The sequence below is a fragment of the Aminivibrio pyruvatiphilus genome (genome assembly GCF_004366815.1).
GTDB classification, from domain to species: Bacteria; Synergistota; Synergistia; order Synergistales; family Aminobacteriaceae; genus Aminivibrio; species Aminivibrio pyruvatiphilus.
Map to the genome: position 1 here is coordinate 57,851 of NZ_SORI01000002.1, position 23,836 is coordinate 81,686.

Here is a 23,836-nt window from a genome sequence, read left to right on the forward strand (position 1 = left end):
TCCTTCCTCCTTCGAAGATTTATCTGATACTCCGTCCCTTACGCTTCCTGGGCCCCTCCCAGGTATGCGTCTTTCACGGCGGGGTCGCAGAGCAGCGAACGGCCCGCACCCTCGAGCACCACGCGGCCGTTCTCGAGAACGTAGGCATAGTCCGCGATGGCAAGGGCCTGGTTGGCGTTCTGTTCCACCAGCACAACCGTTATCCCCTCGTCGCGGATGCGCCGAACGGTATCGAAGACTCCCTTCACAATGATCGGGGCGAGGCCGAGGGACGGTTCGTCGAGAAGGAGCACCTTCGGCTCCGCCATCAGGCCCCTGCAGATGGCGAGCATCTGCTGCTCCCCTCCCGAGAGGGTTCCTGCCTGCTGGCGTGCCCTCTCCTTCAGGATAGGGTACATTTCGAACATGCGGTCGAGGTTTCTCCGGACGCGCCCCGCATCGTTCACGGTGTACGCTCCCGCCATCAGGTTCTCCCGGACGGTGAGCCCGGCGAAGACCTGCCTTCCCTCGGGTACCTGCACCACGCCGAGCTTGACCACCCGGTAGGGCTCCCGGGGCAGCAGCTTCGCCGTGTCCGGGCCGGTTCCGTCCCACAGGAAGATCTTTCCCCGCTCCTGCTTCACCAGGCCCGATATGGTGTTGAGCAGGGTGCTCTTCCCTGCCCCGTTGGAGCCGATAATGCTCACGATGCTCCCCCGCTTCACTTCGAGGGAGACTCCGGAAAGGGCCTGCACGTGGCCGTAGGAGACCCACAGATCCTCTATACGGAGCATGATCCATCCTCCTTGCCGATGTAGGCTTCCGTCACTTCCTTGTTTGCCCGGATTTCGGCGGGTGTTCCCGATGCGAGCAGCTTCCCGAAGTTGAGCACGTAGATGCAGGAAGAGAGCGTCATGATAACCTCCATCCGGTGCTCGATCACCAGCACGGCGAATCCGAAGCGCTCCCGCAGATCCCCCACCAGCCCGATAAACTCCCGGACCTCGCTGGGGTTGAGCCCGGCGGCAGGCTCGTCCAGCAGCAGCACCTTCGGTCCCGTGGCCAGGGCCCGGGCGATTTCCAGCTTCCGCTGCAGGCCGTAGGGAAGGTTGGACGGCTTCTCGTCGGCATACCTGTCCAGCCCCACCAGGGAAAGATATTCCCGGGCCGTCGAGCGGACCTCCCGTTCCCGTCCCCGGAAGGCCGCCCCGAAGGTGAAGAGGGAGAGGAGGCCGTACTCCGAATAGGGGTCGGCGGCTGTCATCACGTTCTCCAGCACCGAGAGTCCCCGAAACAGCCGGATGTTCTGGAAGGTGCGCCCGATGCCGCTCCGGGTGATCTCGAACTGCTCCTTCCCCGCCAGTTCCGCTCCTTCGAGGAGAATGCTCCCTTTGTCAAGGGGATAGACCCCCGTGATCAGGTTGAACGCGGTGGTCTTCCCCGCGCCGTTGGGGCCGATGATCCCCACGATCTCTCCCTTTTCCGCGCTGAAGGAAAAATCATCCACCGCACGGACGCCGCCAAAGGACTTGGTCAGGCCGCGCACTTCGAGGAGGCTCACGGCCGCACCCCCTTCATCCGGCTGAGAAGCCGGCGCACCGACTTCGGGGAAAGCTCGTGCTCGCCCATGATGCCCGCGGTGCGGTAGTTGACGATCAGGAGGACGATCACGCAGTAGATGGCCACCCGCCACTCCGAGGCGAAGCGGAGAAATTCGGGAAGCCCGGTGAGCAGTATCGTGGCCAGCACCGTTCCGGTAAGGCTGTTCACGCCACCCACAAAGACGATGATGGTCCACTCCGCCGAGATGATCCAGTTGAAGGCGGCGGGTTCCAGGTAGGTGGTGTAGAAGCCGAAGAGCACTCCCGAATAGCCCGTGAGCGCCCCGGCGAAAAGGAACGTGACCAGCTTCAAGCGGTAGACGTTGATCCCCATGGACTTGGCGGCCAGTTCGTCCGACCGGAGGGCGAGGCACTGCCGGCCGTACTTGGAGTTCTTGTAGAGAATGACGAGCGCAAGGCAGACCGCGACGCTCGCGAGAACCACCGGAAGCGTCGTGAGCTGCGGAATGCCGGAGATGCCCATGGCCCCTCCGGTGATGTTTGCCGAGTTGTTGAGCAGCGCCACGATGGCTTCGCCGAAACCGAGCGTCACGAGGGAGATGTAGTCCCTTCTGAGGCGTACCGTGGGCAGCCCCACGAGAAGGGCGGCCAGCATGGCAGCGGCGATGGCGAGGGCAACGGCGGGAACGACGGGCACGGAGTAATTGCGGATGAGAACCGCCGAGACGTAGCCCCCGATGGCCATGAAGGCGGCCTGGCCCAGGGAGAAAAGCCCCGTGAGACCCGTGATGAGGTAGACCCCGAGCACCCCTATGAGGGCGATACCGGTGAAGATGACGGTGGAGATGAAGTAATCCATCGTGTTCCTCCTACGCCTTTTCCTGCACGATGACCCCGGCGATTCCCCGGGGCCGCACCAGCAGGAAGGCCAGCATCACGACGAAGATGAAGACCGGGGCCCAGCCGGCCCCTACCCACGAAATGAAGAAAATTTCGAGAACACCCAGGAGCACCGCGCCGATCACGGCGCCATGGATGCTCCCCAGGCCGCCGAGAACCGAGGCGACGAATCCCTTCACCACCATCTGTCCGAGCTGGGGGTAAAGGGTGTAGTTCATGCCGAGAAAGACGCCGCTGACGCCCCCCAGCGTACCGGAGATCATCAGGGCCATGGTGACCAGGAAATCGGGGTTCATCCCCATGAGCTGCACCGTGTTCACGTCGAAACAGGCGGCCCTGATGCCGAGGCCGATCTTCGTCCTGTACAGGATAAAAAGCAGGGCAAGCAGCGCGGTGATCGAGAGGGCGAACATCATCATGTCCGTCACCGCCACGTTCACCCCGAACAGGGGAACGGCGGAAGTGGTGAAAAACCGGGGATAGGAGTAGAAATTGCTGCTGGCGTAGATCGTGATCAGGTTCTCCAGCAGAATGCCCATGGTGATCGACGAGATGAAGTAGTAGACCGGCTCGCTCTTCGTCCGGCGAAGGCGCCGGAAGGCCAGCCGCTCGACTGCGGCGGCGATGAGCGCCCCCGAGAGTGCGGCGGCGGCGAGGACGGCTGAAAAAAGGACAAGGGAGGAATCAAGATGCTCTGAAAGATACCGGGAGGCTACGTATCCCGCATAGGCGGTGACGGTCATGACGCCGCCCTGGGAAAAGTTCGAGAACTTGAGGACATTGAAGATGAGCGCGAAGCCTACCGCGATGAGCGCGTAGACCGATCCGAGGGAGATTCCGTTGAGGATGTTCTGCACCAGCATGAGACCAGCTCCTTTGCCCTTCCGGACTGCGGCGCCTGCAGGGAGTGCTCCGGCCGGTACCGCGTATCCGCCGCGCCGGGGAAGGGAGGGAAGAAATGAGAGGTCGCCCTGTTCCCGGAAGAGAAAGGGCGACCTCGGGAGACACTTCAGAAGTCTATTTCTTGTGCTTCTCGGGCACGTAGCGTCCGAGTTCGGCGTACGCTCCCTTTTCGATCTTGTACATGACCATGGACAAACCCACCGGCTGATGCGTTTCGGGGGAGATTGTCAGGACACCCGTGGTTCCCTGGAGATCCTTCACCTGCGGCATGCCCGCCATGACCTGGGCCGCCGAGGTTCCGCCGCCGAGCTTCATGGCTTCCCGGATAAGAAGGATCTTGTCATAGCCGAGGAAAACCTTGTTCACGGGATTCTCGCCGTACTTGCCCTTGTAGATGTCCCAGACTTCCTTGAGCTGGGGCTCTTTTTCGGAGAAGTTGTTGGCCAGGTAGATGTTGTCCGCCGCCTCGGGGTCGTTCACGAGGGAGGCGAAGGGCGGGGCGAAGTCGAGGCCGCCGATGATGGGAATGTCGAGGCCGACCTGCTTGCGCTGGTTCGTCACCAGCACGGCTTCCTGGATGTAGTTGGGGAAGTACAGGCAGTCGGCGCCGGCTTCCCTGATCTTGGCGAGCTGGGTCTTGAAGTCCTTGTCGCCCTTGGTGTAGACCTGTTCGGAGGCGATCTCGCCGCCGGCCGCCTTGATGTACTCCACGTAGGGCTTCATCAGGGAGACCGCGAAGGCGTTGGACTGGTCGTAGAGCACGCCGACCTTCCTGAGGCCCAGGACGTCGATGGTGTAGCTGGCCATGATCTCGGAATACTGGACGCTGGAAGGCTGCATAAGGAACATGGCCGCCTGGGGCTTGCCGTCCTCTCCGACGGTGACCCGCGGGTCGATGAAGCTGCCGACCACCGGCACGCCCGCCTTGCCGGCGATGGGGGCGAGGGCAAGGCCGATGTTGCTGACGGGGGGTCCGACGACCGCCACGGCACCGGAACTCACGAGGCTGTTATATCCCTTGATGGCTTCCTGGACGTTGGCCTTCGTGTCCATGGTGACGAGCTTCAGCATGGCGCCGTCGATGCCGCCGGCCGCGTTGATCTTCTCGATGGCGATCTCGGCGCCCCTGGTCACCGCGTTCCCCCACACCGACGTGGGGCCGCTGATATCCTGCATATTGCCGATCAGAATCTCCTTCGCCGACGCCGCTCCGGCAAAACCGGCCAGCACTGCGACGAGCACCGCACAGAACAACCACTTTCCCATTCCGTTCTTCATGCCATTGTTCCCTCCAATGTGAATATGTTTTCAGTGCGTTTTCCGGGAAGCCCTGTGCTCCTTCAGAATGGGGCCGTAGACATCCCGGTCTTTCGCGTAGCACCCGGTGGGACCTCCCTGGGACATGACCTCGCTGCACAAACTGCACGAAACGCACACCTTCTTCGGATCGACCGCCCCCTTCTCCAGCACGTCTTTCGGCAGACCGGGGTACGCAAACCCCGTCCGCCCGAACCCCGCAAGCGTTACAGCCCTCCGCGCCACGTTGGCGGCGGCGGCAAAAACTCCGAACTGGCGAAGCCACGTATACCCCGGGCCGGTCACCGGAAGATCCCGGTATTCCCGCTGCACCTTCTCCGTCAGGGAGAAGAGGCGGGCGACGCCTTCTAGGGGGTGCTCCGGCGCTTCGATGTTCCCCGGAATGAGCCGGTCGAAGGGACGCACGAGCCAGGGATTATAGTAGGGGGTTCCGGTGGAAGTGGTCAGCAGGTTCAGGCCGAGTTCCCTCAGAATGCCGACAAGCTTCAGGGGTTCGGTCATATCGGGGGCAGGCGGATCGGACCGGTCGCAGCCCCAGCCGTAGGGGTACGGAAAACCGTCGAAGAGATTCATGCGGCTGGTTACGAGGAAAGAAGGGTTCTTCACGGCCGACCGAATGCGTTCCGTCATCTCCCGCAGGAAACGGGTCCTGCCCTCAAAGCCGCCGCCGAATTTTCCGGGGCGCAGGTGAGCCGCGAGAAGCTCTGAACCGAGATAGCGATGGCAGCTCTTGATGTCGATACCGTCGAAACCTATTTTTTCCGCCCGGACCGCCGCCTCGGTCATGCGGTCCTGCACCGCTTCGATGTCGGCATCGGAAAGGGGCGCCACATCCCCGGGGACCTTTGCACGCCGGTCGAGCAGCTCATAGGGGACGGTCAGGCCCGGAGTCGTTCCCGTGGCGTGGCGGTACCGGCCTGCGTCCTGAAGCTGGAGAAGGCACAGGGGAGAGTGGGAAGGACCGAGGGATTCGCGGGCGGCCGAGCGGGTCGCTTCAAGAAGAGAGGCGATCGCCTTCTCCGTGGATGCCTCGATGCACATCTGGCGGTCGCTGCTGCGGCCTCCCTGCCAGACGGCGCAGGCTTCGAACTGGATCAGCCCCCACCCGCCGGCGCCGTAGCGCCGGTAGCGTCGGAACGTGAACTCACCGGGCGAGCCGTCGGGAAGGGAATCGCGCCCCTCCATGGGAAGAGTCGAAAAACGGTTGGGAATGGTCCGGTCTCCTGCCGCCGCAGGTGCGGCAAGGACGGAAAGATCTTCACTGAAGGAAATGTCGAGACCGAGCGTTTCGATTTTTTGACTGAGCTCGTCAAGCGTGGCGAAGCTGAAAGATTCGTACTGTGCCATGGGCCTCCCTCTCGCTTACGGCGCTTCCTATACGGAGACGCCGGGGTAAATTCATGGGTTGACCAAGGACAACCAAACAACTGACGAAATTATATCATTTGGGCTTCCGGCTGGGAAGCCCTGTCCCGGAACGTCAGTTTCCTTCTCCCCGCCCTTTTTAGCCGGCGGGAAAACCCAAAAGGGCAGACTCCCTGTCCTGGCAGAGCTTCTCAAGGTTGGCCGCGGAAATTTCCAGGTGCTTCCGCATGGCCTCCCGGGCTCCTGCCTCGTCCCGTTCCCTGATGGCCCGGACGATCTGTTCGTGCTCTCCCAGAATCCGTTCCGGCCACTGGGGCCGGGGCGTCGTCAGGCCGTTTCTGTTCAGCGATTCCATAGCCCGTTCGATGATCGAGGAGAGGCCCTCGTGCATCCTGATGAGCACCTCGTTGTGGGAGGCGGCGATGACGATGCGGTGGAAGATATCGTTCCAGTGTGCTCCCTCGCGGCCCGCCTCGGGGCCTTCCGCGGCGAAGATTCGGGAGAACTGGGCCAGGCATTCGTTCATTTTCGCGAGGTCTGCGTCCGTCCTGTTGAGCGCAGCCAGTCCCGCAGCCGGACTTTCCATCATGATGCGAACCTGGAAGACCTTGGGAATGACGTCCGCCGGCCACGTGGCGTACAGGTCAAGGCTCTGGGTAAGCCTGCCCATGCCGGGGTCCTTCACGAAAAGCCCCTGCTTTCCCCGGACCTCGATAATCCCCAGGGTCTCCAGCACGATGAGGGCCTCCCGCATGGAGGTCCTGCTGGTGGTCATGAGCGCGGCCATTTCACGCTCGGTTGGAAGCTTGCCATCATTGACGATGGAGCCGTCCTTGATGGCGGCGTACACCTTCTCCACGAGAACTCTTCTCGACTCGTTCATGTGTTTTCTCCGCTCCCGGTACCCGTCGTCCGGTTCGAAATGCTATCATAAGGGCAGGACAGACGGGTAATGGTCCTGATTACGGTTGTCCATGGACAACCGCATTATACACGACAACCCCTTCTTTTGAGGAGGCGACTTGGGAATGCAGAGGATTCACATTGACGATGCGGAGGGAACGCTCTTCCCTGCCGGACGCAGAACCCGGGTGCTTGTCGGGAAGGACAGCCCCCTCCAGGCAAAGGGCTTCGTGATGGGGCGCGTCCGTATCTTTCCGGGAGGGAGCATCCCCCCGCACGAGCATTTCAACGAGGAGATCTACCACATCCTCTCCGGCTCCGGGGAGATGGAGGCGGGCAACGAGACGGAGACCGTCCGCGCAGGCGACACGGTCTACCTTGACCCGAACATTCCCCACACGCTCCGCAATACCGGCGGATCGGACATGGAAATCCTGTTCGTCTACTCACCCGCGGGCGTGGTGGAACACTGGCAGGAGGAGCTTGAGGGAAAGCGCTGAAAGCATCCTCCCGACAACATGAAAGGAGACTCGATATCATGACCCAAAAAGTCATCCTGGTGACGGGTTCCTCCCGCGGCATCGGCCTGGGGGTGCTGAAAAAGCACGCGGCCCTGGGATATGCCGTGGTGATGAGCAGCTCCTCCGGCGGGGAAAAGGCGGCGGAGGCCATGGAAGAGCTCAAGGCGTACGGCGTTCCGGCCGCCTACGTGAAGTGCGACATCTCGAAGAGCGCCGACAGGCAGGCGGCCCTCGACTTCGTCCTCGGCCGGCACGGGCGGATCGACGTCCTGGTGAACAACGCGGGCGTCGCCCCCCTGGCCCGGATGAATATCCTGGAAACCACCGAAGAAAGCTTCGACCGCCTGATGGACATCAACCTGAAGGGAACCTTCTTCATGAACCAGCTTTTTGCCAACGCCATGATCTCCCTCCAGCAGCAGGGGCTTCCGGACTACTCCCCCAGGATCATCAACATCGGCTCCATTTCCGCCTACACGGCTTCCACGAACAGGGGAGAATACTGCATCTCCAAGGCCGGCATCGCCATGGTGACGGCCCTCTTCGCCGCCGAACTCGGGGGGCACGGCATCCCCGTCTTCGAGATACGGCCCGGCATCACAAAGACCGACATGACCAGGACCGTGGAGGGCAAGTACAACAAGTTCATCTTCGAGGACGACGGCATACCCACAAAACGCTGGGGCCTGCCCGAGGACATCGGGGAAGCGGCGGCAGCCCTCTCGGGCGGCGCGTTCGACTACTCCACCGGCCAGGTGATCAACGTGGACGGCGGCTTCCACATCCGGAGGCTCTAGGGCCATGCCCCGCTCCAGCGGCCGGGAGCCCCGGCGAAACATCATCACCGTCGCGGGGCTCGATCTGCCGGTATACAGCTTCAACACCGTCGTCGTCGGCACGGGGTGCGCCGGGTACAACGCCGCGGACACCCTCTTTTCACTGGGCCGGGAGGATGTGGCCATGGTCACCGAAGGGGTGAACATGGGAACATCCCGGAACACCGGTTCGGACAAGCAGACCTACTACAAGCTCACCCTCTCCGGGAGCGAGCCCGACTCCGTCCGCAGCATGGCGGAGACCCTCTTCTCCGGCGGGTCCATGCACGGGGACATCGCCCTCGTCGAAGCGGCCATGAGCGCCCGGGGCTTCTTCAAGCTCGTCAGCCTCGGCGTTCCCTTCCCCCACAACGGCTTCGGCGAATACGTCGGCTACAAGACTGACCACGACCCGCGGCAGCGGGCCACCTCCTGCGGCCCCCTCACCTCCCGCCTGATGACCGAGCATCTCCAGAAGAGCGTGGAACAGAAAGGAATACCCGTCTTCGACGGTTTCCGCGTCGTCGCCATCCTCACGGAAGGAGAACCGAAGCGGGCCGTCGGCCTTGTCGCCCTGGACACATCATCCTTCGACGAAACCACCTTCGGCCTCACGGTCTTCAACTGCACCAACATCGTATACGCCGTCGGGGGCCCCTCCGGAATATACCGCTCCTCCGTCTACCCCGGAAGCCAGACCTGCGCCACCGGCATCGCCCTGGAGGCGGGCGCGCGGGGCATCAATCTCACCGAGTCCCAGTACGGCATCGCTTCCACGAAATTCCGGTGGAACCTCTCCGGCACCTACCAGCAGGTGATCCCCACCTACATCTCCACCGACCGGGACGGAGGCGGCGCCCGGGAATTCCTCGGCGACTACTTCGAGACACCCGGCGACATGATGAACGCCACGTTCCTGAAAGGATACCAGTGGCCCTTCGACCCCCGAAAACTCCACAAGGGAGGCTCCTCCATCGTCGACATGGCCGTCTTTACCGAGACGCGCGTCAAGGGACGGCGGGTCTTCCTCGACTTCCGGGTCAACCCCGCGGAGGGGGGCGACGAAAAAGGCCTCAGGATCGGGCTGCTGAACGACGTCACCCGGGAATACCTCGAAAAATCCCATGCCCTGCTCGACACGCCGCTGAACCGGCTGCTGAAGATGAATCCACTCGCGTACAGGCTCTACCTCGACAACGGCATCGACCTGAAAAACGAACGGCTCGAGATCGACGTCTGCGCCCAGCACAACAACGGCGGCCTCGCAGGAAACCTCTGGTGGGAGAGCAACCTGAAACATTTCTTCCCCGTGGGGGAAGTCAACGGAACCTTCGGCGTCTACCGCCCCGGAGGCTCGGCCCTCAACTCCACCCAGACGGGCAGCACCCGGGCCGCCCAGTTCATTGCCGCCAGGTACGGCGAAGAGCCCCTGGATATCGGCTCCCTGGCCAAGGCGGCGGAACCGGCCATGGAAAAGGTCATCGGGCTGGCAAAAACCTTCCGGGAAAACGCGGGCCGCGCCGGGGCATCGGAACCGCTTGCCCTCCGGGAACGGTTCCAGCGGAGGATGGACGCATGCGGCGCCATGATCCGGCCTGCCGGTACCGTCAGGAAGGCCATCGGGGAATGCCGCCGCGACCTCGAATCCCTGGCTTCCGAGACCGGGGCAGGCGACGCCCGCCAGATGGCTGCGGCCTTCATCAACCGCGACATCCTGCTGACCCAGCTCGCCTATCTCTCCGCCATCGACGAGTACATCCGCAAGGGGGGCAAAAGCCGGGGATCGTACCTCATCTGCGGTGAAGAGGGGCTCGCCGCCGACGCGGACGTCTGCGCCGCCGGAGGTGTCCCCGTCGAACTGGACGAAGGCGCCTTCTCCGACCGGGTCTGCGAAACCGCGCTGGACGCCGGTACGATGCAGTGCAGCTTTGAATGGAAGCCCGTCCGGCCCATTCCTTCGAACTACGACGACTGGTTCGAAAACGTGTACAACGCCTATGTCCGGGGAGAGATCGTGAAGTAGGGAAAAATCAATAAGCGCCAAAGCATAACGACAACACGGGCCTTCCCGTTTCCGGGGGCCCGTGTTTTTTTCGGCCTGTATTCCGGGGAGCGCCGGAACGGATTTCTAACGGCCAGGCCTTGTTCCTGACCGCACATTTCCTTCTTTCCGCTGGAGACAGTCCGGCCGGAGATCCCCTCACCTCATCCCGTCATGAAGCCGGATGTTCCTTGTTTGCCCGGGGGTTCACCACGTACCGCACTTCTTCACCCCGGGCGAGACGGAGGATATTGTCCGCGATCATGGGAATCATCGCGTCCGCCAGGTCGGAAGTAGCCCCGCCGATATGGGGGGTGATGATGATATTGGGCTGCCGGAGCATGGGGTGATCAGGGCTCAGGGGCTCCCGCTCCGGGCAGTCCAGGCCGGCGCCCGCAATCCGTTTCTCCAGGACTGCCGCAAGAAGGGCATCGTCGTCGATCAGCCCGCCCCGGGCCGTGTTGATGACGAAGGCTCCGGGCTTGAGCATGGCCAGTTTTTCCGCGTCCAGCAGATGGCGCGTCTCTTCCGTCAGGGGAACGTGGAGGCTCACCACGTCGCTTGTCCTCAGAAGTTCCTCAAGGGGGACGTAGGCCATCCCGCACTCCCTTTCGAGCTGCTCCGGAAGGCGGAACGTGTCGTAATACCGCACCGAGGCTCCGAAGGCCTGCACTTTCGCCGCAACCTGCCGTCCGATATTGCCCCCGCCGATGAGGCCGACGATTTTTTTGTTGAGGGTGAAGGTCTGGTCCAGAAACATGGTCCTGCTCCAGACGCCCGAAGCTATGCTCCTTGTGTGGGCCTGGAGGTTCCTGCCCAGGGCGAGCATGAGAAGCAGTGCAAGTTCGGAGACGGCGTAGGCGTTTGCTCCGGGAGTATTGGCCACGAGCACGCCGTGTTCCGTGGCGGCCTCCACGTCGACTGAATCGACCCCTGCCCCCCACCGGTGAATCAGCCTGAGCTTCCCGTTGTTTTCGATGGTGTTCCTGTAGGCCTTGAAGATGCGCAGCACGATGACTTCGGCATCGGAGAGCTCTTCGTATTCTTTCTGGCCGGTGACCGGCACCAGTTCAAATTCCTTCCCCGGCAGTATTTCCCTGAACTTTTCCAGGGTTCCCGCGGGGTACTCCCCTGCAAACACGATTTTCACGGCCTGCCCGTCTCCTTTCGGACGCCCCGTCTACAGGGCATCAGCCGCGGCCCGGATCTCATCCTCCGACGGCGATTTCTGGTTTTTGCCGGTGACCACGGCTATCAGCCGGAGCAGGTCGACGTTTTTCTCCCGGGCTATATCGCGGAAAAGCTTCAGGAACCCCGAATGACAGCCCGAATACCCCAGGATGAGGTCGAGGGGGGGTATGGCCGTGTGATAGCCGTGCCGCTCCATGGCCGGGATCAGCCGGTCCTCGAGGAAACGAAGAAGGCCGAAGAGGTTCACTTCGGGCAGTTTGCCGTCCCGCTGCAGCACCGCCGCAATAACCTCTGTGGGGGTGTTTCCGGCACTGCGGGCCATTCCCAGCAGCCCGCAGTCTATAAGCTCCGCTCCGCTCCCGACGGCGGCCAGCACATTCGCCACGGAGAGCCCCAGGTTGTTGTGCCCGTGAAAACCTACGGGAATTCCCACCGCATTCACCAGGGCTTCTGTATAGCGGGATGTCTGGTCAGGGGTCATGAAACCCGCAGAGTCCATAATGGTAATTTCATGAACTCCCGCGTCTTCGAGTTTTCTGGATTCCTCGGCCAGAGCGGCAGGGGAAACAATGTAGGCCTTCATGAGGGAGTAGTACACCTTCATACCGTGGCGTGCCACAATCCTGACCGCATCCATGGCAATGGCCGAGTCCCCGGCATCCGCCCCCACCCGCAGGAAGGCCAGCCCCTTTTCGGCAGCGAGCACCACATTCTGCTCCCTGTAGCGCTTCGCGTTGAGGAACATTCCTATTTCTGCCTTACCGAGATAGGGCTGGACCAGGTCAAGGTACTCCAGGTCCGTGAGGGGGGCAATGGAGTTGGACACTTCATAGGCCCCTATGCCACCCGCATTTCCGTATTCAATAGCGGTAATCCCGTTTTCGATCAGGCCCTGCAGCATCATCTCCGTCAGGTCCGCGGGAAACCCTTTCCCGAGAACATTTGCACCGTCACGCAGCGTACAGTCGAAAAGCTTCACTAAATTTCACTCCCTTTTCAGTATCAGTGCCAAGAGCCTTCACTCGCCCCATTCCCCGGGTCACCCCGGAAAACTCAGGCCATACGCCGCTCCCAGTTCCTGCAGTTCCTTCACCACGTCCTCCTCGAGGGGAATGCCGTTTTCCGTCCGGTCCTTTTCCGTCATCGCCTCGATTTCGCCCGGGAGGAAGACCTTCTCGTTGCCTCCGGACGGCGGCAGGGCTTTTATCTCCGCGACCATGGCCTCCATTCTCTTCCCGAAATCGAGCCCCGGTGCAAGAACGCCGGGAGCGGCGGCAATAAAGAAATGGCCGAGATTCTGCTCCCTGTCGAAGTCGTTGTACATGCTCCCGAGGGAGGGACCGAAGGCAGCTCCCGTCAAAACCCCCGCCATGGCTTCTATGAATAGGGCAATGGCGGAACCCTTCGGGCCTCCGAAGGGAAGGACATACCCCTCGAGCGCTTGTTCGGGATCCTCCGTCGGATTGCCGTCTTTGTCTATCGCCCAGTCCGGCGGGATCTTTTCCCCCTTTTTCCATGCCCTGCGGATCTTTCCCCGGGCTACGATGCTCGTGGCCATATCCAGCACCAGGGGCTCGTATTTCCCGGCAGGAATGGCGTACGAGAGGGGGTTTGTCCCCGTGTAGGGCTTGCCGGCGCCCCAGAGAGCCATGGTGGTGGGGGCGTTGGACATGGCGAGGGCAATGCAGCCTTTCTGTGCCAGCGGCAGGGTATAAAAGCTGGCCGCGCCGAAATGGTTGGACCCCCGGACGCCCACACAGCCGATCCCGTTCTCTTCCGCCAGTTCAGCCGCCAGCTTCGATGCTTCGGAAGCGGCAAACTGCCCTATGGTATTCCCCGCGTCCATTACGGCCCCTGACCGTCCGCCCCGTTCAATTTTCAGGGCAGCGTTCGGCCGGACCATGCCTGACGTTATTCTTTTCAGGTAAATTCCCGTTCTGCTGACCCCGTGGGATTCAACTCCCCTGAGGCTCCCATGGACCATGGAGGCGGCCAGGACATCCGCTCTCTCCTTCAGAACTCCCGCCGCCTGATAGACGGCAGAACAAAACGACTCCAGCGTCTCCTTTTTGAACAGCTCCATTGATTTTTCCTCCTCGCCGGACCTTGCCGGAATTCTTCCTTCACGCCTTCGTTCCGCGGGCGGCAAGACGCGCTTTGAATACAGGGTAGAACAGGCTGAGCAGCGTCAGAAGGAACAGGAAAAACGAAAGGGGGCGCGTGAAAATTTCGATGGGAGAGTCCGCAATCATCAGCGCTCTCCTCAATTCGGTCTCCGCAAGGGGTCCCAGGATTATCCCAAGAACCGCCGGAGCGATGGGCAGCTTCATTTTCCGCATGACAAGCCCGACCACGCCGAAGCACAGCATTGAATACACGTCGAACATGGAGTTGTTCAGGCTGTAGGTTCCGACGGTGCTCAAAACGCCGATGGCGGCGGCAAGAATCACCGTGGGCATCTTCAGGCATTTTGCAAAAAAACGGGAACCGAAATATCCCAGGGCGAGCATGATGAAATTCGTGAGAAGCATTCCCCACATGAGCCCGTACACTATCCTCGGTTCCTTGATGAAAAGATTGGGGCCCGGGTGAAGCCCGTGGATGAGCAGGCCTCCGACCATGATGGCCGTCACCACGTTTCCGGGAATTCCGAAGGTCAGCATGGGGATCATGGCGCTGGCAGTGACCGCATTGTTTGCCGTTTCCGACGCCCGGATGCCCTCGACCTCACCTTTGCCGAAGTTATCGGGATTCTTCGATTTCCGCTTCGCCTCCTTGTAGCTGATGAAGGCGGCAATGCTCGACCCCGCGCCGGGAATCATCCCTATCACGATTCCGATGATGGAAGAACGGGTCCAGGTGGGGAGTGAAGACTTGAAATCCTGACGGAAGGTCCACCGCTTCTCCTCTTTGTACCGTGTCTGATCGAGCATGGCATTATTTGCCGCAGCGGTTTTTCCCGCGGCAACATCCTCCAGCATGGTAAAGACTTCCGGGATGGAATACAGGCCGATGAGCACCACTATTTCAGGAAAACCTTCCATAAGATACATATTGTCGAAGGTAAAGCGGAAAACGCCGCTGATCTGGTCGATGCCCACGGTGCTTATAAACAGCCCCGCAAAGGCGCAGAAAAGCCCCTTGACCGTCGAACCGGAGAGAAAGCTCGCTATGGTCGACAGCCCGAGGACGGAGATCCAGAAATACTCCGCCGGTCCGAACTTCAGAGCCAGCGCGGCCAGGTAGGGGGCGATGAACATGAGGGCCAGGGCACTCGCGGCCCCCCCGACGGTGGAACAGATCACCGCCGTTTCCAGGGCGTACCGGCCTTCACCCTTCTTTGCCATGGCGTTTCCGTCGAAGGTCGTGACCACGGCTCCGGGAGTTCCGGGAATGTTGATGAGAATCGCAGCGATCGAGCCGCCGTAAATGGCCCCGTTGTACATGCCTGCCATGCACAGAAGCCCCGTCAGCGGATCCATGCTGAACGTGAAGGGAATGAGGAGGGCGACGCCCATGGAAGCCGAAAGTCCGGGAAGAGCCCCGACCATGATTCCTGCCGCGGTGCTGACGACCATGGCCACCAGATTTGCAAAAACCAGGGTTCCGGATAGAGAGGACACCAAATGTTCGAACATCATTACCCTCCTAGCTCAAAGTAAAAAACCTTTCGGGAGAGGAACCGTGAAAATTTTGACGAAGGTAATATAAAGAAAAACGGTAAACAGGGCGGCAAAGAGCAGGGAAAAACGAAGGGAAACCCCTTTTCCGAATCCGCCCCACAGCATGGAAACCGCCATCACGAAAAAGAAGGACGATGAAAAGAACCCCGCTTTTTCGATGGAAAGAACGTACAGAAGAAGCACCACTCCGAACAATGCGGCTGAACGCAGGTTGATCCCCTCGACCTTGCCGGTCGCCTCTTTGTTTCGTATGCCCATCGCCAGGATAGCCAGGCTGCAGACGAAAATTCCCGATGCGGAAAGAAGAGGGAAAAGCGCTGAATCCGACGGATATTGTACCGACAGCCACAGGACTACCAGAGAGATTGCCGTTCCGGTCGCCCCGAAAATAATGTCCTGCTTTCTTTGTGTCATTCACAGTCCCTCCCGGAAAAGGAAATGGGGAGATGCCCTCAAGGCTCTCCCCATATTCGGCTAAGGAGCAGAAATAATCAGTCTTTAATCCAGGGATCTTCCGCCCACAGTTTTGCCAGCCTGTCGCTCAGGTCCTGGAGATGCTTCTTATATTCAGCGGGATTCATGTACACCAGGGGAAGATAGGCATCTTCGCACTTCTTCCGGAATTCGGGATTCTCGACGACTTTTCTCATGCCCTCCGCAAACTTGTCGACGATTTCAGACGGCACTCCCGCAGGCATGGCAATACCCCTCGAGCTTCCCATAACCACGTCGTATCCCATTTCCCTCAGCGTCTCAACCTCGGGGAACAGGGGATCCCTTTCCTCGCCCATCTGGGCCAGCACCCTGATCTGGCCGGTTTCGGTGTATTCCTTCGCCTCGCTCACATTGAAAAGGGCGATGTCGATATGCCCGCCCAGAAGAGCCGTTCTGTTCGGGCCGGCGCCGGTGAAGGGAACGACCTTCGCCTTGAAGCCCGCGGCCCTCTCGAGGAACAGCATGGCCATGTGGTCGTCCGAGCCGATGCCGCTCACGCCGTAGGTCAGCTTCTCCGGGTTGTCCTTCGCATACTGGATGACGTCAGCCATGGTCTTGAAAGGACTGTCGGGCCGGACCAGCACCGTGCCCGGGTCATCCATCAGGCAGGCCACCGGAACAAATGAATCAAGGGTGAATTTTGTCTTCTTCCGTATGGGAAGGGCGACAATGCTCGGCGTGTTCAGGAAACCCACCGTGTACCCGTCGGGCTTCGCTTCGCTGACGAGGGTATAGCCTATTTCCGCCCCTGCCCCAGGCTTGTTCAGGACGACGACCTTCTGCCCGATATAGGGCTCGATATAGTTTGCCACGAGCCGTGCCATAATATCCGTCGACCCGCCCGGTGCATAGGCGACGATCATGGTTATCTGCTGGTCCGCCGGCCACTCGGCGTTTGCCGGCACCGAAGAGAAGATCAGAAAAGAAGCGCACAGGAGCATCATCAAACCGGTCATTTTTTTCATCATGCCTTACCTCCCCCAAAAAGTGTGATTCCTCAAAGGTTCTGCATTGCTTTCGAGAAAAACGGCCTTCCGGATTTCTGTTTCATCCCCTTCAACTGCCTCCGCTTTCTTTTCTGCCGATCACTCCTTTCACGACGGTTTATCCCAAAACGCGCATTTGGACCGATAAAAGAGGGCAGTCTCATGGTTCGGGGAGATACCCCTGCACTCCAAGAGAGAGCTTTGACGACCAGTCTTTCATGGCATTGCTGTGTTTTTCGAGGCGTTGTACCCCACCCTGCCCCAGGTGCTGAAGCACTCCGGAAAGAAGGGCATTAATGATTGCCTGCGCTGCAATATTGGAGTTGAAGAAGCTCGCCGATTCATACCGGCAGAAAAAAGCGATGTCGGAAGCGATCGCCAGGGGGGACAATTCACTGTCCGTGATTGAAACAACCCGGCAGCCGGTTCTCCGGATCTTCTCCGTCACTTCAAGGACAAACTTCGTGTATCTCGGAAGGGAAACAACAAACACCACATCATCCTGCCCGATGTCAAAAACGCTTTCCGTCAGCTGCCCGTCATCGATGGAAATATGGTGCACATTCGGCCGGATCTGGAACAGCAGCAGGTTGAAGAAAAAAGTGAGGGGATAGGAACTGCGGAGAGCCAGGGAATACACATTGGGGGCAGACGCAAACAATTCAACGGCCTTCTGGAATTTTTCCCCGGAATTCAGGGACAGCAGGGTGTTCAGCGATTCCTGGTCCCTCAAAATGGAACTCGTCCAGATCGGCGTGCTTTCGTCGGCCGGAGTTTCTTTGAGCCGTTCAACAGGGGTTATGCCTATTTTCAACTGTGACCGTATCTGCTCCTGAAGATCCGGATACCCGCTGAAGCCCATCTCTACGGAAGTCCTGCTTATCGTCGCAGGGCTGACGCCGATGCGTTCCGCAAGCTCGCCCAGATTCAGGAAAGCGGCCTCCTCCGGAGAACATGCAAAAAAGCTGGCTACCGTCCTTTTCGCCTTGGAAATAGCGTTCCTTCTGAAGTAGGCACGAATTTTTTCCCTGAAGTCATGCACAATCCCTTACCTCCGGAATGATTGAAAGGATATTATCATGACTAGCTTTTTTCTGCAATTTCTTTTTCAAATGAATCACATTTTCAGATTTCTACACTGACAATCGGGCAGACAGAAAGAAGATTAAGGAAGGGCCGGAGATGATGAGCTGTTTTCACCCCGACAGCAGGGTACCCGAAATCCGCCGGGGCCTCCCCTCTTCAGTAAAAGGGAAGAACCCCCGCAGATTCTTCTATTCCTTTTCGTATGGCCTATGAAAAAACATCTTTACTGGGATGATGCAGAATGATTACCGGCATACCCCCGGGGAAGAAATTCTTCCAGGAATAGGCGCCAGAACGAGGAGGATGGATCATGAACATTATGGATATACTGGGCGGCCTCATGCAGGCCAAGACGGCTCCGTCGGCGAGCTCCCCTGCTCGCGGCCATGGCCATGAACGCCCTGCAGAACAGCGGCAAGAGCACCGGGAAGGTTCCCCTGGGCCTTCTGGCCCCTGAGACCGAGGAACAGCAGCGCGACCTTGAAAGCGGAGCGGAAGTGGTGGTCGCCGCCATGAACAACTCCGCCACCCCCATGACCATCGAGGTGGACACCCAGGCTGAAAAGACTTACCTTCGGGAACTGTCCTCCGGCATGGGCCTCTCCCGGGACGTGGTGAACAACATCGAGCACATGGTGGGCATGCAGGGGGTGTAACAGCGCCGCCCCCCGCAAAACCAAAACCGCATTGTGATAAGGCCCGAATCGGACAGCCGATTCGGGCGACATGTTCAAAATGACACCGGTTCCTTGATCTTCAGTTCCTTTTTCAGGGCCTCCTGCAGGATGAGGGAAACGTTGACATCCTCCCGCTTTCGAAGTTCTTCTTCCATCCAAGCGGGGATGGTCAGCGTCTTTTTGACGGCCTTCCGGCTCCATGCGCGACGGACCGGAGGCATCACCGCAACGACAACCTGAACAAAGCTTCCTTCTTCCAGGGCAACGTTCTCCATAGGCGTCGGCTCAGGGATCTCATCTTTCTGCTCCTCCCGGAAGTACATGCAGTCCTGGAGAACAGCCTGGGCTTCAACGATGGCTTCTTCCACGGTATCGGCTGAAGTGAAGCAGTTATCCAGGTCCGGGAACCGGACGGTCCACCCGTCACCGTCCGGAGAAAAAACCGCCGGATATTTGTAGTAGTTAGGGCGATTCATTGTGTTCACCTGCCTTTATGTGATTGGGGAAGACAGTTTCTCTTTCACCTAATCATCGATCTGGAGCATTTTTTTGAGAGAAGCGAGAAGGCCGGGCTTTATTTTTCTCGGGATCGGGAAGGGCCGTTCTCCTGCTTTCATTGCCAGAACGTGACTTCCCTTTCCTCTCGTTTCATCAATCTCCCAACCTCTTTCTTTCGCTATTTTGATGAGCTCTTTCTGGCTATATTGCCTTCCCAAACCCTCACCTCCCGTGGAACCATATTATAGCGAATAAATCAACACGTGTCGATACGTTTTTCCATTAAAAAACTTGATCCTGCCAAACGGAAAAATGATTGTCATTGAAAATCCTTTCCCTTGGAACGACAGCCGAAAATTGACCACTTGGGGGTGCGATTGATTCACCCCCGCAAGTGTCACTCCCCTATATCTTTCCCATCTTTGGGGAGGTGAGAGTCCAGAATGGTCTCAAAAGTTTCGGGAGTTTTGCTTCTTTGAGGTTGATCTGTCCCGCAGTTCAGCATATAACGCATGCTGATTTTTCATAACAATAAGACAAAAAGCAATGCTTCGCTTCACCTCCGATAAACAAACAAAAGAAAATTGGACTTGACAATCGTAAAATTTGGAGATATCTTTCTTTTGCGGGTGCTTTTAGGCGACTTGTAGCATTTCGGAGTGCGGCACGTTGCTATAATAAGAGCTTTGCTCGCAAGGTTAGCCCTGGTTGTTTACAACCAGGGTATCCTTTTGTAAAAATCGCCGTCGATAAAGCCTTCTCTTCGCTCTTCATTTCATCGATAAAGCGCAAGGTTTTCCCAAAATCAGGGGGGAGGATAGACGATGAAGCATACTATCGGACTTGATATAGGAATTGCGTCTGTCGGATGGAGCGTTATTAACCTCGACAAAAACCGGATTGAAGACCTTGGAGTCAGGATTTTCCCCGCCCCTGAACATCCAAAGGACGGATCCTCCCTCGCAAAACAGCGCCGAGAAGCCAGCGGAACACGGAAACGCAATCAAAGAAAGACGGCACGCCTCCAGAAGATTCAAGCCCTTTTCCGGGAAGAAAAAATTCTCACTTCCCTCGAAATAGAAAACCTCCTGAATGCACATTCAGAAAAATCCCCTTACGAACTCAGGACCGATGCCCTCTCCCGCGAATTATCAGCACCGGAATGGTTCCGTGCCCTCTACCACATAGCCAAACACAGGGGATTCCAGTCAAACAAGAAAATAAAGGCCGGATCAAAGGAAAAGGAAAAGGAAGAAGGAGCTCTCCTTGAAGGAGTGAAGACCAACGCCCTTCTTATGGCTGAGAAGGGCTACCGGACAGTAGGGGAGATGTTTTTCCTCGACCCGAAATTTACTGACCACAAACGGAATAAAGGCGGCGATTATGCTCATACAGTCTCTCAGGAACTCCTGCGGGAAGAGGTTGAACTCCTGTTTGCCGAACAGAAAAGGTTAGGAAATCCCCACACCTCCGAAATATTTCGAAAATCATTCATCGAGGCTTTCACAAGCCGCCTCCCTTTCGCCGCTCCCGGCCAGATAGAATCAAAAATCGGCTTCTGTACCTTCGAAAAAAACGAAAAGCGTGCTCCACGGATGAGCTGGAGTGCTGAACGCTTCATCCTTCTGGGCAAGGTAAACAATCTTCGAATCCTTGACACATTCAAGGGGGAACGCCCTCTCACTCCGGAAGAGCGGGAAAACTTGATCAATCTGGCCTATAAAAAGGCAGAAGTTAAATATAAGGACATACGAAAAGCCTTCTCGCTGGAAGAATCCTCCTACTTTTCCGGCATCCGGTACAGCAAAGAAGACGCAAGGGAAGGCAGCGAGAACGGTAAGTTTATCGCACTGAAGGGAACCCATGAACTACGGAAGGAAATAACCGAAAGGCTTGGCAAAGAAGCCTGGGAAACGTACGAATCAACACCGGCCATTCTTGATGAAATTGCGCTTACCCTTACACTCCTAAAAACAGAGGAGGACATCCGGAGCGATCTTGAAAGCAAAAAAATACCTTCCGTCCTCATCGATGCCGTTATCGATCTCGACTTCAAGTCCACAATCAACCTTTCCTTCAGGGCGCTGCGTAAAATACTCCCGTTCATGGAATCCGGGTTTCGATACGATGAGGCATGTGAAAAGGCCGGGTACCCGTACGAAAATGCAGAAAGAACGAAATTGCTCCCCCCGGATGATTTTGACGACATCACCAATCCCGTAGTCAAACGATCTCTTCATCAGACCCGGAAAGTGCTGAACGCCATTATCAGAAAATATGGTTCGCCGTGGTCCATCCACATTGAACTGGCCCGGGAAATGGGAAAGAGCTTCGATGACCGAAAGAAAATCCAGAAAATGCAGGATGAAAACAGAAACGAAAGAGAACGGCTCAAAGCAGATTTTATTTCCAACTTCCATCGCGAGCCCTCAGGTACCGACCTTCTCAAATACAGGCTCTGGAAAGAACAAAATTGCTGTGATCCTTATGTTCAGCTTCCGGTGGGACCTGGAATATTCGAACCCAAATATATCGACCCTATCCGCCTCTTCCAGCAGGGAGACGGCACCTATGCGGAAATCGACCACATAATCCCTTACAGCAGAAGCCTCGACAATTCATACACGAACAAAATCCTTGTGCTTGCTGAAGAAAACAGGAACAAAGGAAACAAAACCCCCGGTGAATATTTATTTTCAAGCACAAATCCCGAATGTTGGGATGCCTTTGTTGCATGGGTTCAGTCGAACATACGCAACGGCAAGAAAAGAAGGAACCTCCTCCGGGAATCCTTCACTCTTGAAGATTCCAGGGAAATGACCGAGCGGAATCTCACGGATACCCGCTACATCACCAGGTATCTCGCGAACTATCTGGAAAGCCGCCTTCAATTTTCCGATCCCTCCCCTTCAAGCAAAAAGGTGCACCGCGTCAACGGGGGAGTCACCGCGGCTCTCAGAGGACTGTGGGGCCTGCCGAAAGACAGGGAAGAGAGTCATCTTCACCACGCCCTCGACGCCGTTGTCGTGGCCGTTACGGCACCGCATCTCATAGAAAGAATGACGGAATACGACAGAATGCGTAAAGCAGCAAACTTCGGCACCGGACAAGACCGCTCATCCAGGAATGCCCCCCAGCCATGGGCAGGGTTCCGAAAGGAACTCCTCGCCCGCATTTCGGAAAACCCGGCCGAAGAGATAGGCAAGATAGCGCTGCCTTCCTACAAACAGGAAGAAATTGACTCACTTCGCCCGATATTCGTTTCCCACATGCCGGTGAGAAAAGCTACCGGAGCTGCCCACAAAGAAACAGTGCGAAGCCTGAAACTGGCAGACACTTTAGGCGGGACATTTGTCCGGACGCCTCTAACCAAACTCAAACTTGCGGACCTGGAAAATATGGTCGGCAAAGAACGTGACCGAAAACTTTACGATGCCCTGAAAGAGCGGCTTTCAGCTAACGACGGCAAAGGAGAAAAGGCCTTCGGGACTTCGGCACCTCTTTTCAGAAAACCTACCAGAGAAGGAAATCCCGGCCCCATCGTCCGTTCAGTCAAAATTTTCAGCCCAGGCACTTCCGGGGTAAGAGTCCGGGGAGGCATTGCGGACAACGACAATCTGGTTCGTGTGGATATTTACTCCTATAAAAACAAATTTTCGCTCGTCCCCCATTACGTGGACGATATTGCTCGAGGAGTTCTGAGAAGAAAGGGTATCCTCGCACACAAGGACGAAAACAACTGGGAGCCTATTACACCTGAGCATAAGTTTCTTTTCTCTCTTTTCCCGAACGACTTGGTTGAAGTCCTCCAAAGGAACGATGACAGTGTTTTAGGCTATTATAGAACTGTAGATAGAGATAATGGACGGCTCACTCTTGCCTCACATGACGGAAAAGAAGAAGATATACGGGTTTCCATGAGAACGTGCAAATCAATTCGGAAATTCCAGGTTGGCCTCCTAGGCGACTTTCACGAAGTGAAGAAAGAAAAACTGCCTTCGGGAAAACCCGTTCATGAGCTGGCGTAGCATTCTGATCGCTTCACCGGCAAAACTCAGCCTGGCCCAGCAGCACCTTCACATCGCTATCGGTGATGAAGAAATTGATGTGCCCTTGGAGGACATCGCTGTTATCATCATCGAAAACCTGCAGACGCTCCTGACCGGACAGATAATCAGCGAACTGGCTCAAAGAGGGATCGGTCTAATCATCTGTGACGAAAGACATCTGCCCTGCGGAGAATTACTGCCGTTTCATCAGCACAGCCGAATGAGAAAAGCGCTTTCATTTCAGTTGGAAATGACTGAACCGTTTCGAAAAAACTGCTGGCGACTGATAATCCGCCGAAAGATACTGAACCAGGCTATTTGCCTTGATCTGCTCTGGAAGCCGGACGGAGACAGCCTGCGAAGCCTCGCCTCCGGCGTCAGGAGCGGAGATCCGGACAACAGGGAAGCTCAGGCAGCCCAGATTTTTTTCTCGCGGATCATTCCCGGCATTACACGACGAACCCCTGATCCCTTTAATGACACTTTGAATTATGGATATTCCGTCATGAGGGCCGCAGTTGCACGGGCTTTTTCTGCTCACGGATTTCTCCCTGCCCTGGGGCTCCACCACAGGAACGAACTCAACCAATTCAACCTGGCCGACGATTTCGTTGAGGTTCTGCGTCCTCTTGTCGATCTTTGGGTAAGCAGCAACCTGGGAAGGGAGGAAATTTTTAATTCTCTCCACAGGCAAAGCCTGGCATCGCTCCTCTCGAGCGATATTTCAATCGATGGGGAAAGAAACACGGTACTGCGCTCAACGGAGATCATGGCTGCCAGTTTTTTTACTGCTTGCAGGGAAAAAGCTCCTGCCCTGATACGCTTGCCGGAGCTCCTTCCTCTGACAGAACACCGGTATGAGTGA

22 protein-coding genes are annotated in these 23,836 nt (G+C 57.7%); 6 read left to right on the forward strand and 16 right to left on the reverse strand.

What is annotated here, in order from left to right:
• Nucleotides 1–38: 38 nt before the first annotated feature.
• From C8D99_RS02100 to C8D99_RS02130, 7 genes are all read right to left on the reverse strand, one after another.
• Nucleotides 39–773 (reverse strand): ABC transporter ATP-binding protein, encoded by a 735-nt coding sequence (locus C8D99_RS02100; RefSeq protein ID WP_133955895.1) that lies wholly within the window; start codon nucleotides 771–773, stop codon nucleotides 39–41.
• On the reverse strand, nucleotides 761–1,540 hold the full coding sequence (locus C8D99_RS02105; RefSeq protein WP_133955897.1) for an ABC transporter ATP-binding protein: 780 nt from the start codon (nucleotides 1,538–1,540) through the stop codon (nucleotides 761–763). The genes C8D99_RS02100 and C8D99_RS02105 overlap by 13 nt, the downstream gene beginning before the upstream one ends.
• Nucleotides 1,537–2,400 (reverse strand): branched-chain amino acid ABC transporter permease, encoded by an 864-nt coding sequence (locus tag C8D99_RS02110; protein ID WP_133955899.1) that lies wholly within the window; start codon nucleotides 2,398–2,400, stop codon nucleotides 1,537–1,539. The genes C8D99_RS02105 and C8D99_RS02110 overlap by 4 nt, the downstream gene beginning before the upstream one ends.
• 10 nt (nucleotides 2,401–2,410) lie before the next feature.
• Nucleotides 2,411–3,304 (reverse strand): branched-chain amino acid ABC transporter permease, encoded by an 894-nt coding sequence (locus C8D99_RS02115; RefSeq protein ID WP_133955901.1) that lies wholly within the window; start codon nucleotides 3,302–3,304, stop codon nucleotides 2,411–2,413.
• Nucleotides 3,305–3,458: 154 nt separating this feature from the next.
• Nucleotides 3,459–4,622 (reverse strand): ABC transporter substrate-binding protein, encoded by a 1,164-nt coding sequence (locus C8D99_RS02120; protein WP_133955903.1) that lies wholly within the window; start codon nucleotides 4,620–4,622, stop codon nucleotides 3,459–3,461.
• Between the two features lie 30 nt (nucleotides 4,623–4,652).
• On the reverse strand, nucleotides 4,653–6,008 hold the full coding sequence (locus C8D99_RS02125) for an oxidoreductase (protein WP_133955905.1): 1,356 nt from the start codon (nucleotides 6,006–6,008) through the stop codon (nucleotides 4,653–4,655).
• 157 nt (nucleotides 6,009–6,165) lie between these two features.
• The gene (locus tag C8D99_RS02130) at nucleotides 6,166–6,909 is read right to left on the reverse strand and encodes a FadR/GntR family transcriptional regulator (RefSeq protein WP_133955907.1); all 744 of its coding nucleotides are present in this window, start codon (nucleotides 6,907–6,909) and stop codon (nucleotides 6,166–6,168) included.
• A gap of 145 nt (nucleotides 6,910–7,054) precedes the next feature.
• Here C8D99_RS02130 and C8D99_RS02135 point away from each other — a divergent pair, with 145 nt between their 5' ends.
• From C8D99_RS02135 to C8D99_RS02145, 3 genes are read left to right on the forward strand one after another with little or no spacing between them, the layout of a single operon-like run.
• Nucleotides 7,055–7,429, forward strand: coding sequence for a cupin domain-containing protein (locus C8D99_RS02135; protein ID WP_133955909.1), 375 nt, complete (start codon nucleotides 7,055–7,057; stop codon nucleotides 7,427–7,429).
• A 38-nt stretch (nucleotides 7,430–7,467) separates the two neighbouring features.
• On the forward strand, nucleotides 7,468–8,247 hold the full coding sequence (locus tag C8D99_RS02140; protein WP_133955911.1) for a 3-ketoacyl-ACP reductase: 780 nt from the start codon (nucleotides 7,468–7,470) through the stop codon (nucleotides 8,245–8,247).
• A gap of 4 nt (nucleotides 8,248–8,251) precedes the next feature.
• A complete protein-coding gene (locus C8D99_RS02145; RefSeq protein ID WP_133955913.1) occupies nucleotides 8,252–10,288 on the forward strand; it encodes an FAD-dependent oxidoreductase in 2,037 nt (678 codons plus the stop codon).
• Between the two features lie 190 nt (nucleotides 10,289–10,478).
• Here the strand turns inward: C8D99_RS02145 and C8D99_RS02150 are convergent, their stop codons facing one another.
• From C8D99_RS02150 to C8D99_RS02180, 7 genes are all read right to left on the reverse strand, one after another.
• Nucleotides 10,479–11,456: a 2-hydroxyacid dehydrogenase gene (locus tag C8D99_RS02150; protein WP_133955915.1), complete on the reverse strand. Its 978-nt coding sequence runs from the start codon at nucleotides 11,454–11,456 to the stop codon at nucleotides 10,479–10,481.
• 30 nt (nucleotides 11,457–11,486) lie between these two features.
• A complete protein-coding gene (locus C8D99_RS02155) occupies nucleotides 11,487–12,476 on the reverse strand; it encodes a beta/alpha barrel domain-containing protein (RefSeq protein ID WP_133955917.1) in 990 nt (329 codons plus the stop codon).
• Nucleotides 12,477–12,536: 60 nt separating this feature from the next.
• Nucleotides 12,537–13,580, reverse strand: a complete 1,044-nt coding sequence (locus C8D99_RS02160) for an Ldh family oxidoreductase (protein WP_133955919.1) — start codon at nucleotides 13,578–13,580, stop codon at nucleotides 12,537–12,539.
• A gap of 40 nt (nucleotides 13,581–13,620) precedes the next feature.
• Nucleotides 13,621–15,135: a tripartite tricarboxylate transporter permease gene (locus C8D99_RS02165; RefSeq protein ID WP_133955921.1), complete on the reverse strand. Its 1,515-nt coding sequence runs from the start codon at nucleotides 15,133–15,135 to the stop codon at nucleotides 13,621–13,623.
• Between the two features lie 15 nt (nucleotides 15,136–15,150).
• On the reverse strand, nucleotides 15,151–15,594 hold the full coding sequence (locus C8D99_RS02170) for a tripartite tricarboxylate transporter TctB family protein (protein ID WP_133955923.1): 444 nt from the start codon (nucleotides 15,592–15,594) through the stop codon (nucleotides 15,151–15,153).
• A 77-nt stretch (nucleotides 15,595–15,671) separates the two neighbouring features.
• Nucleotides 15,672–16,640, reverse strand: a complete 969-nt coding sequence (locus tag C8D99_RS02175; protein WP_208321038.1) for a tripartite tricarboxylate transporter substrate binding protein — start codon at nucleotides 16,638–16,640, stop codon at nucleotides 15,672–15,674.
• A 181-nt stretch (nucleotides 16,641–16,821) separates the two neighbouring features.
• On the reverse strand, nucleotides 16,822–17,703 hold the full coding sequence (locus C8D99_RS02180) for a MurR/RpiR family transcriptional regulator (protein ID WP_133955927.1): 882 nt from the start codon (nucleotides 17,701–17,703) through the stop codon (nucleotides 16,822–16,824).
• 430 nt (nucleotides 17,704–18,133) lie between these two features.
• Here C8D99_RS02180 and C8D99_RS02185 point away from each other — a divergent pair, with 430 nt between their 5' ends.
• Nucleotides 18,134–18,403 carry a tellurite resistance TerB family protein gene (locus C8D99_RS02185; protein ID WP_208321039.1) on the forward strand — a complete coding sequence of 90 codons (270 nt, stop codon included), beginning with the start codon at nucleotides 18,134–18,136 and terminating at the stop codon, nucleotides 18,401–18,403.
• Nucleotides 18,404–18,477: 74 nt separating this feature from the next.
• Here the strand turns inward: C8D99_RS02185 and C8D99_RS02190 are convergent, their stop codons facing one another.
• Nucleotides 18,478–18,900: a type II toxin-antitoxin system HicB family antitoxin gene (locus C8D99_RS02190; protein WP_133955932.1), complete on the reverse strand. Its 423-nt coding sequence runs from the start codon at nucleotides 18,898–18,900 to the stop codon at nucleotides 18,478–18,480.
• Nucleotides 18,901–18,948: 48 nt separating this feature from the next.
• A complete protein-coding gene (locus C8D99_RS02195; RefSeq protein ID WP_133955934.1) occupies nucleotides 18,949–19,140 on the reverse strand; it encodes a type II toxin-antitoxin system HicA family toxin in 192 nt (63 codons plus the stop codon).
• 606 nt (nucleotides 19,141–19,746) lie between these two features.
• Between C8D99_RS02195 and cas9 the strand changes: the two genes are divergently transcribed.
• Together cas9 and cas1 are read left to right on the forward strand one after the other, a co-directional pair.
• A complete protein-coding gene (cas9, locus tag C8D99_RS02200) occupies nucleotides 19,747–22,950 on the forward strand; it encodes a type II CRISPR RNA-guided endonuclease Cas9 (protein ID WP_133955936.1) in 3,204 nt (1,067 codons plus the stop codon).
• Complete coding sequence (cas1, locus tag C8D99_RS02205; RefSeq protein ID WP_133955938.1) at nucleotides 22,937–23,836, forward strand: type II CRISPR-associated endonuclease Cas1; 900 nt, start codon at nucleotides 22,937–22,939, stop codon at nucleotides 23,834–23,836. Before cas9 ends, cas1 begins: the two co-directional genes overlap by 14 nt.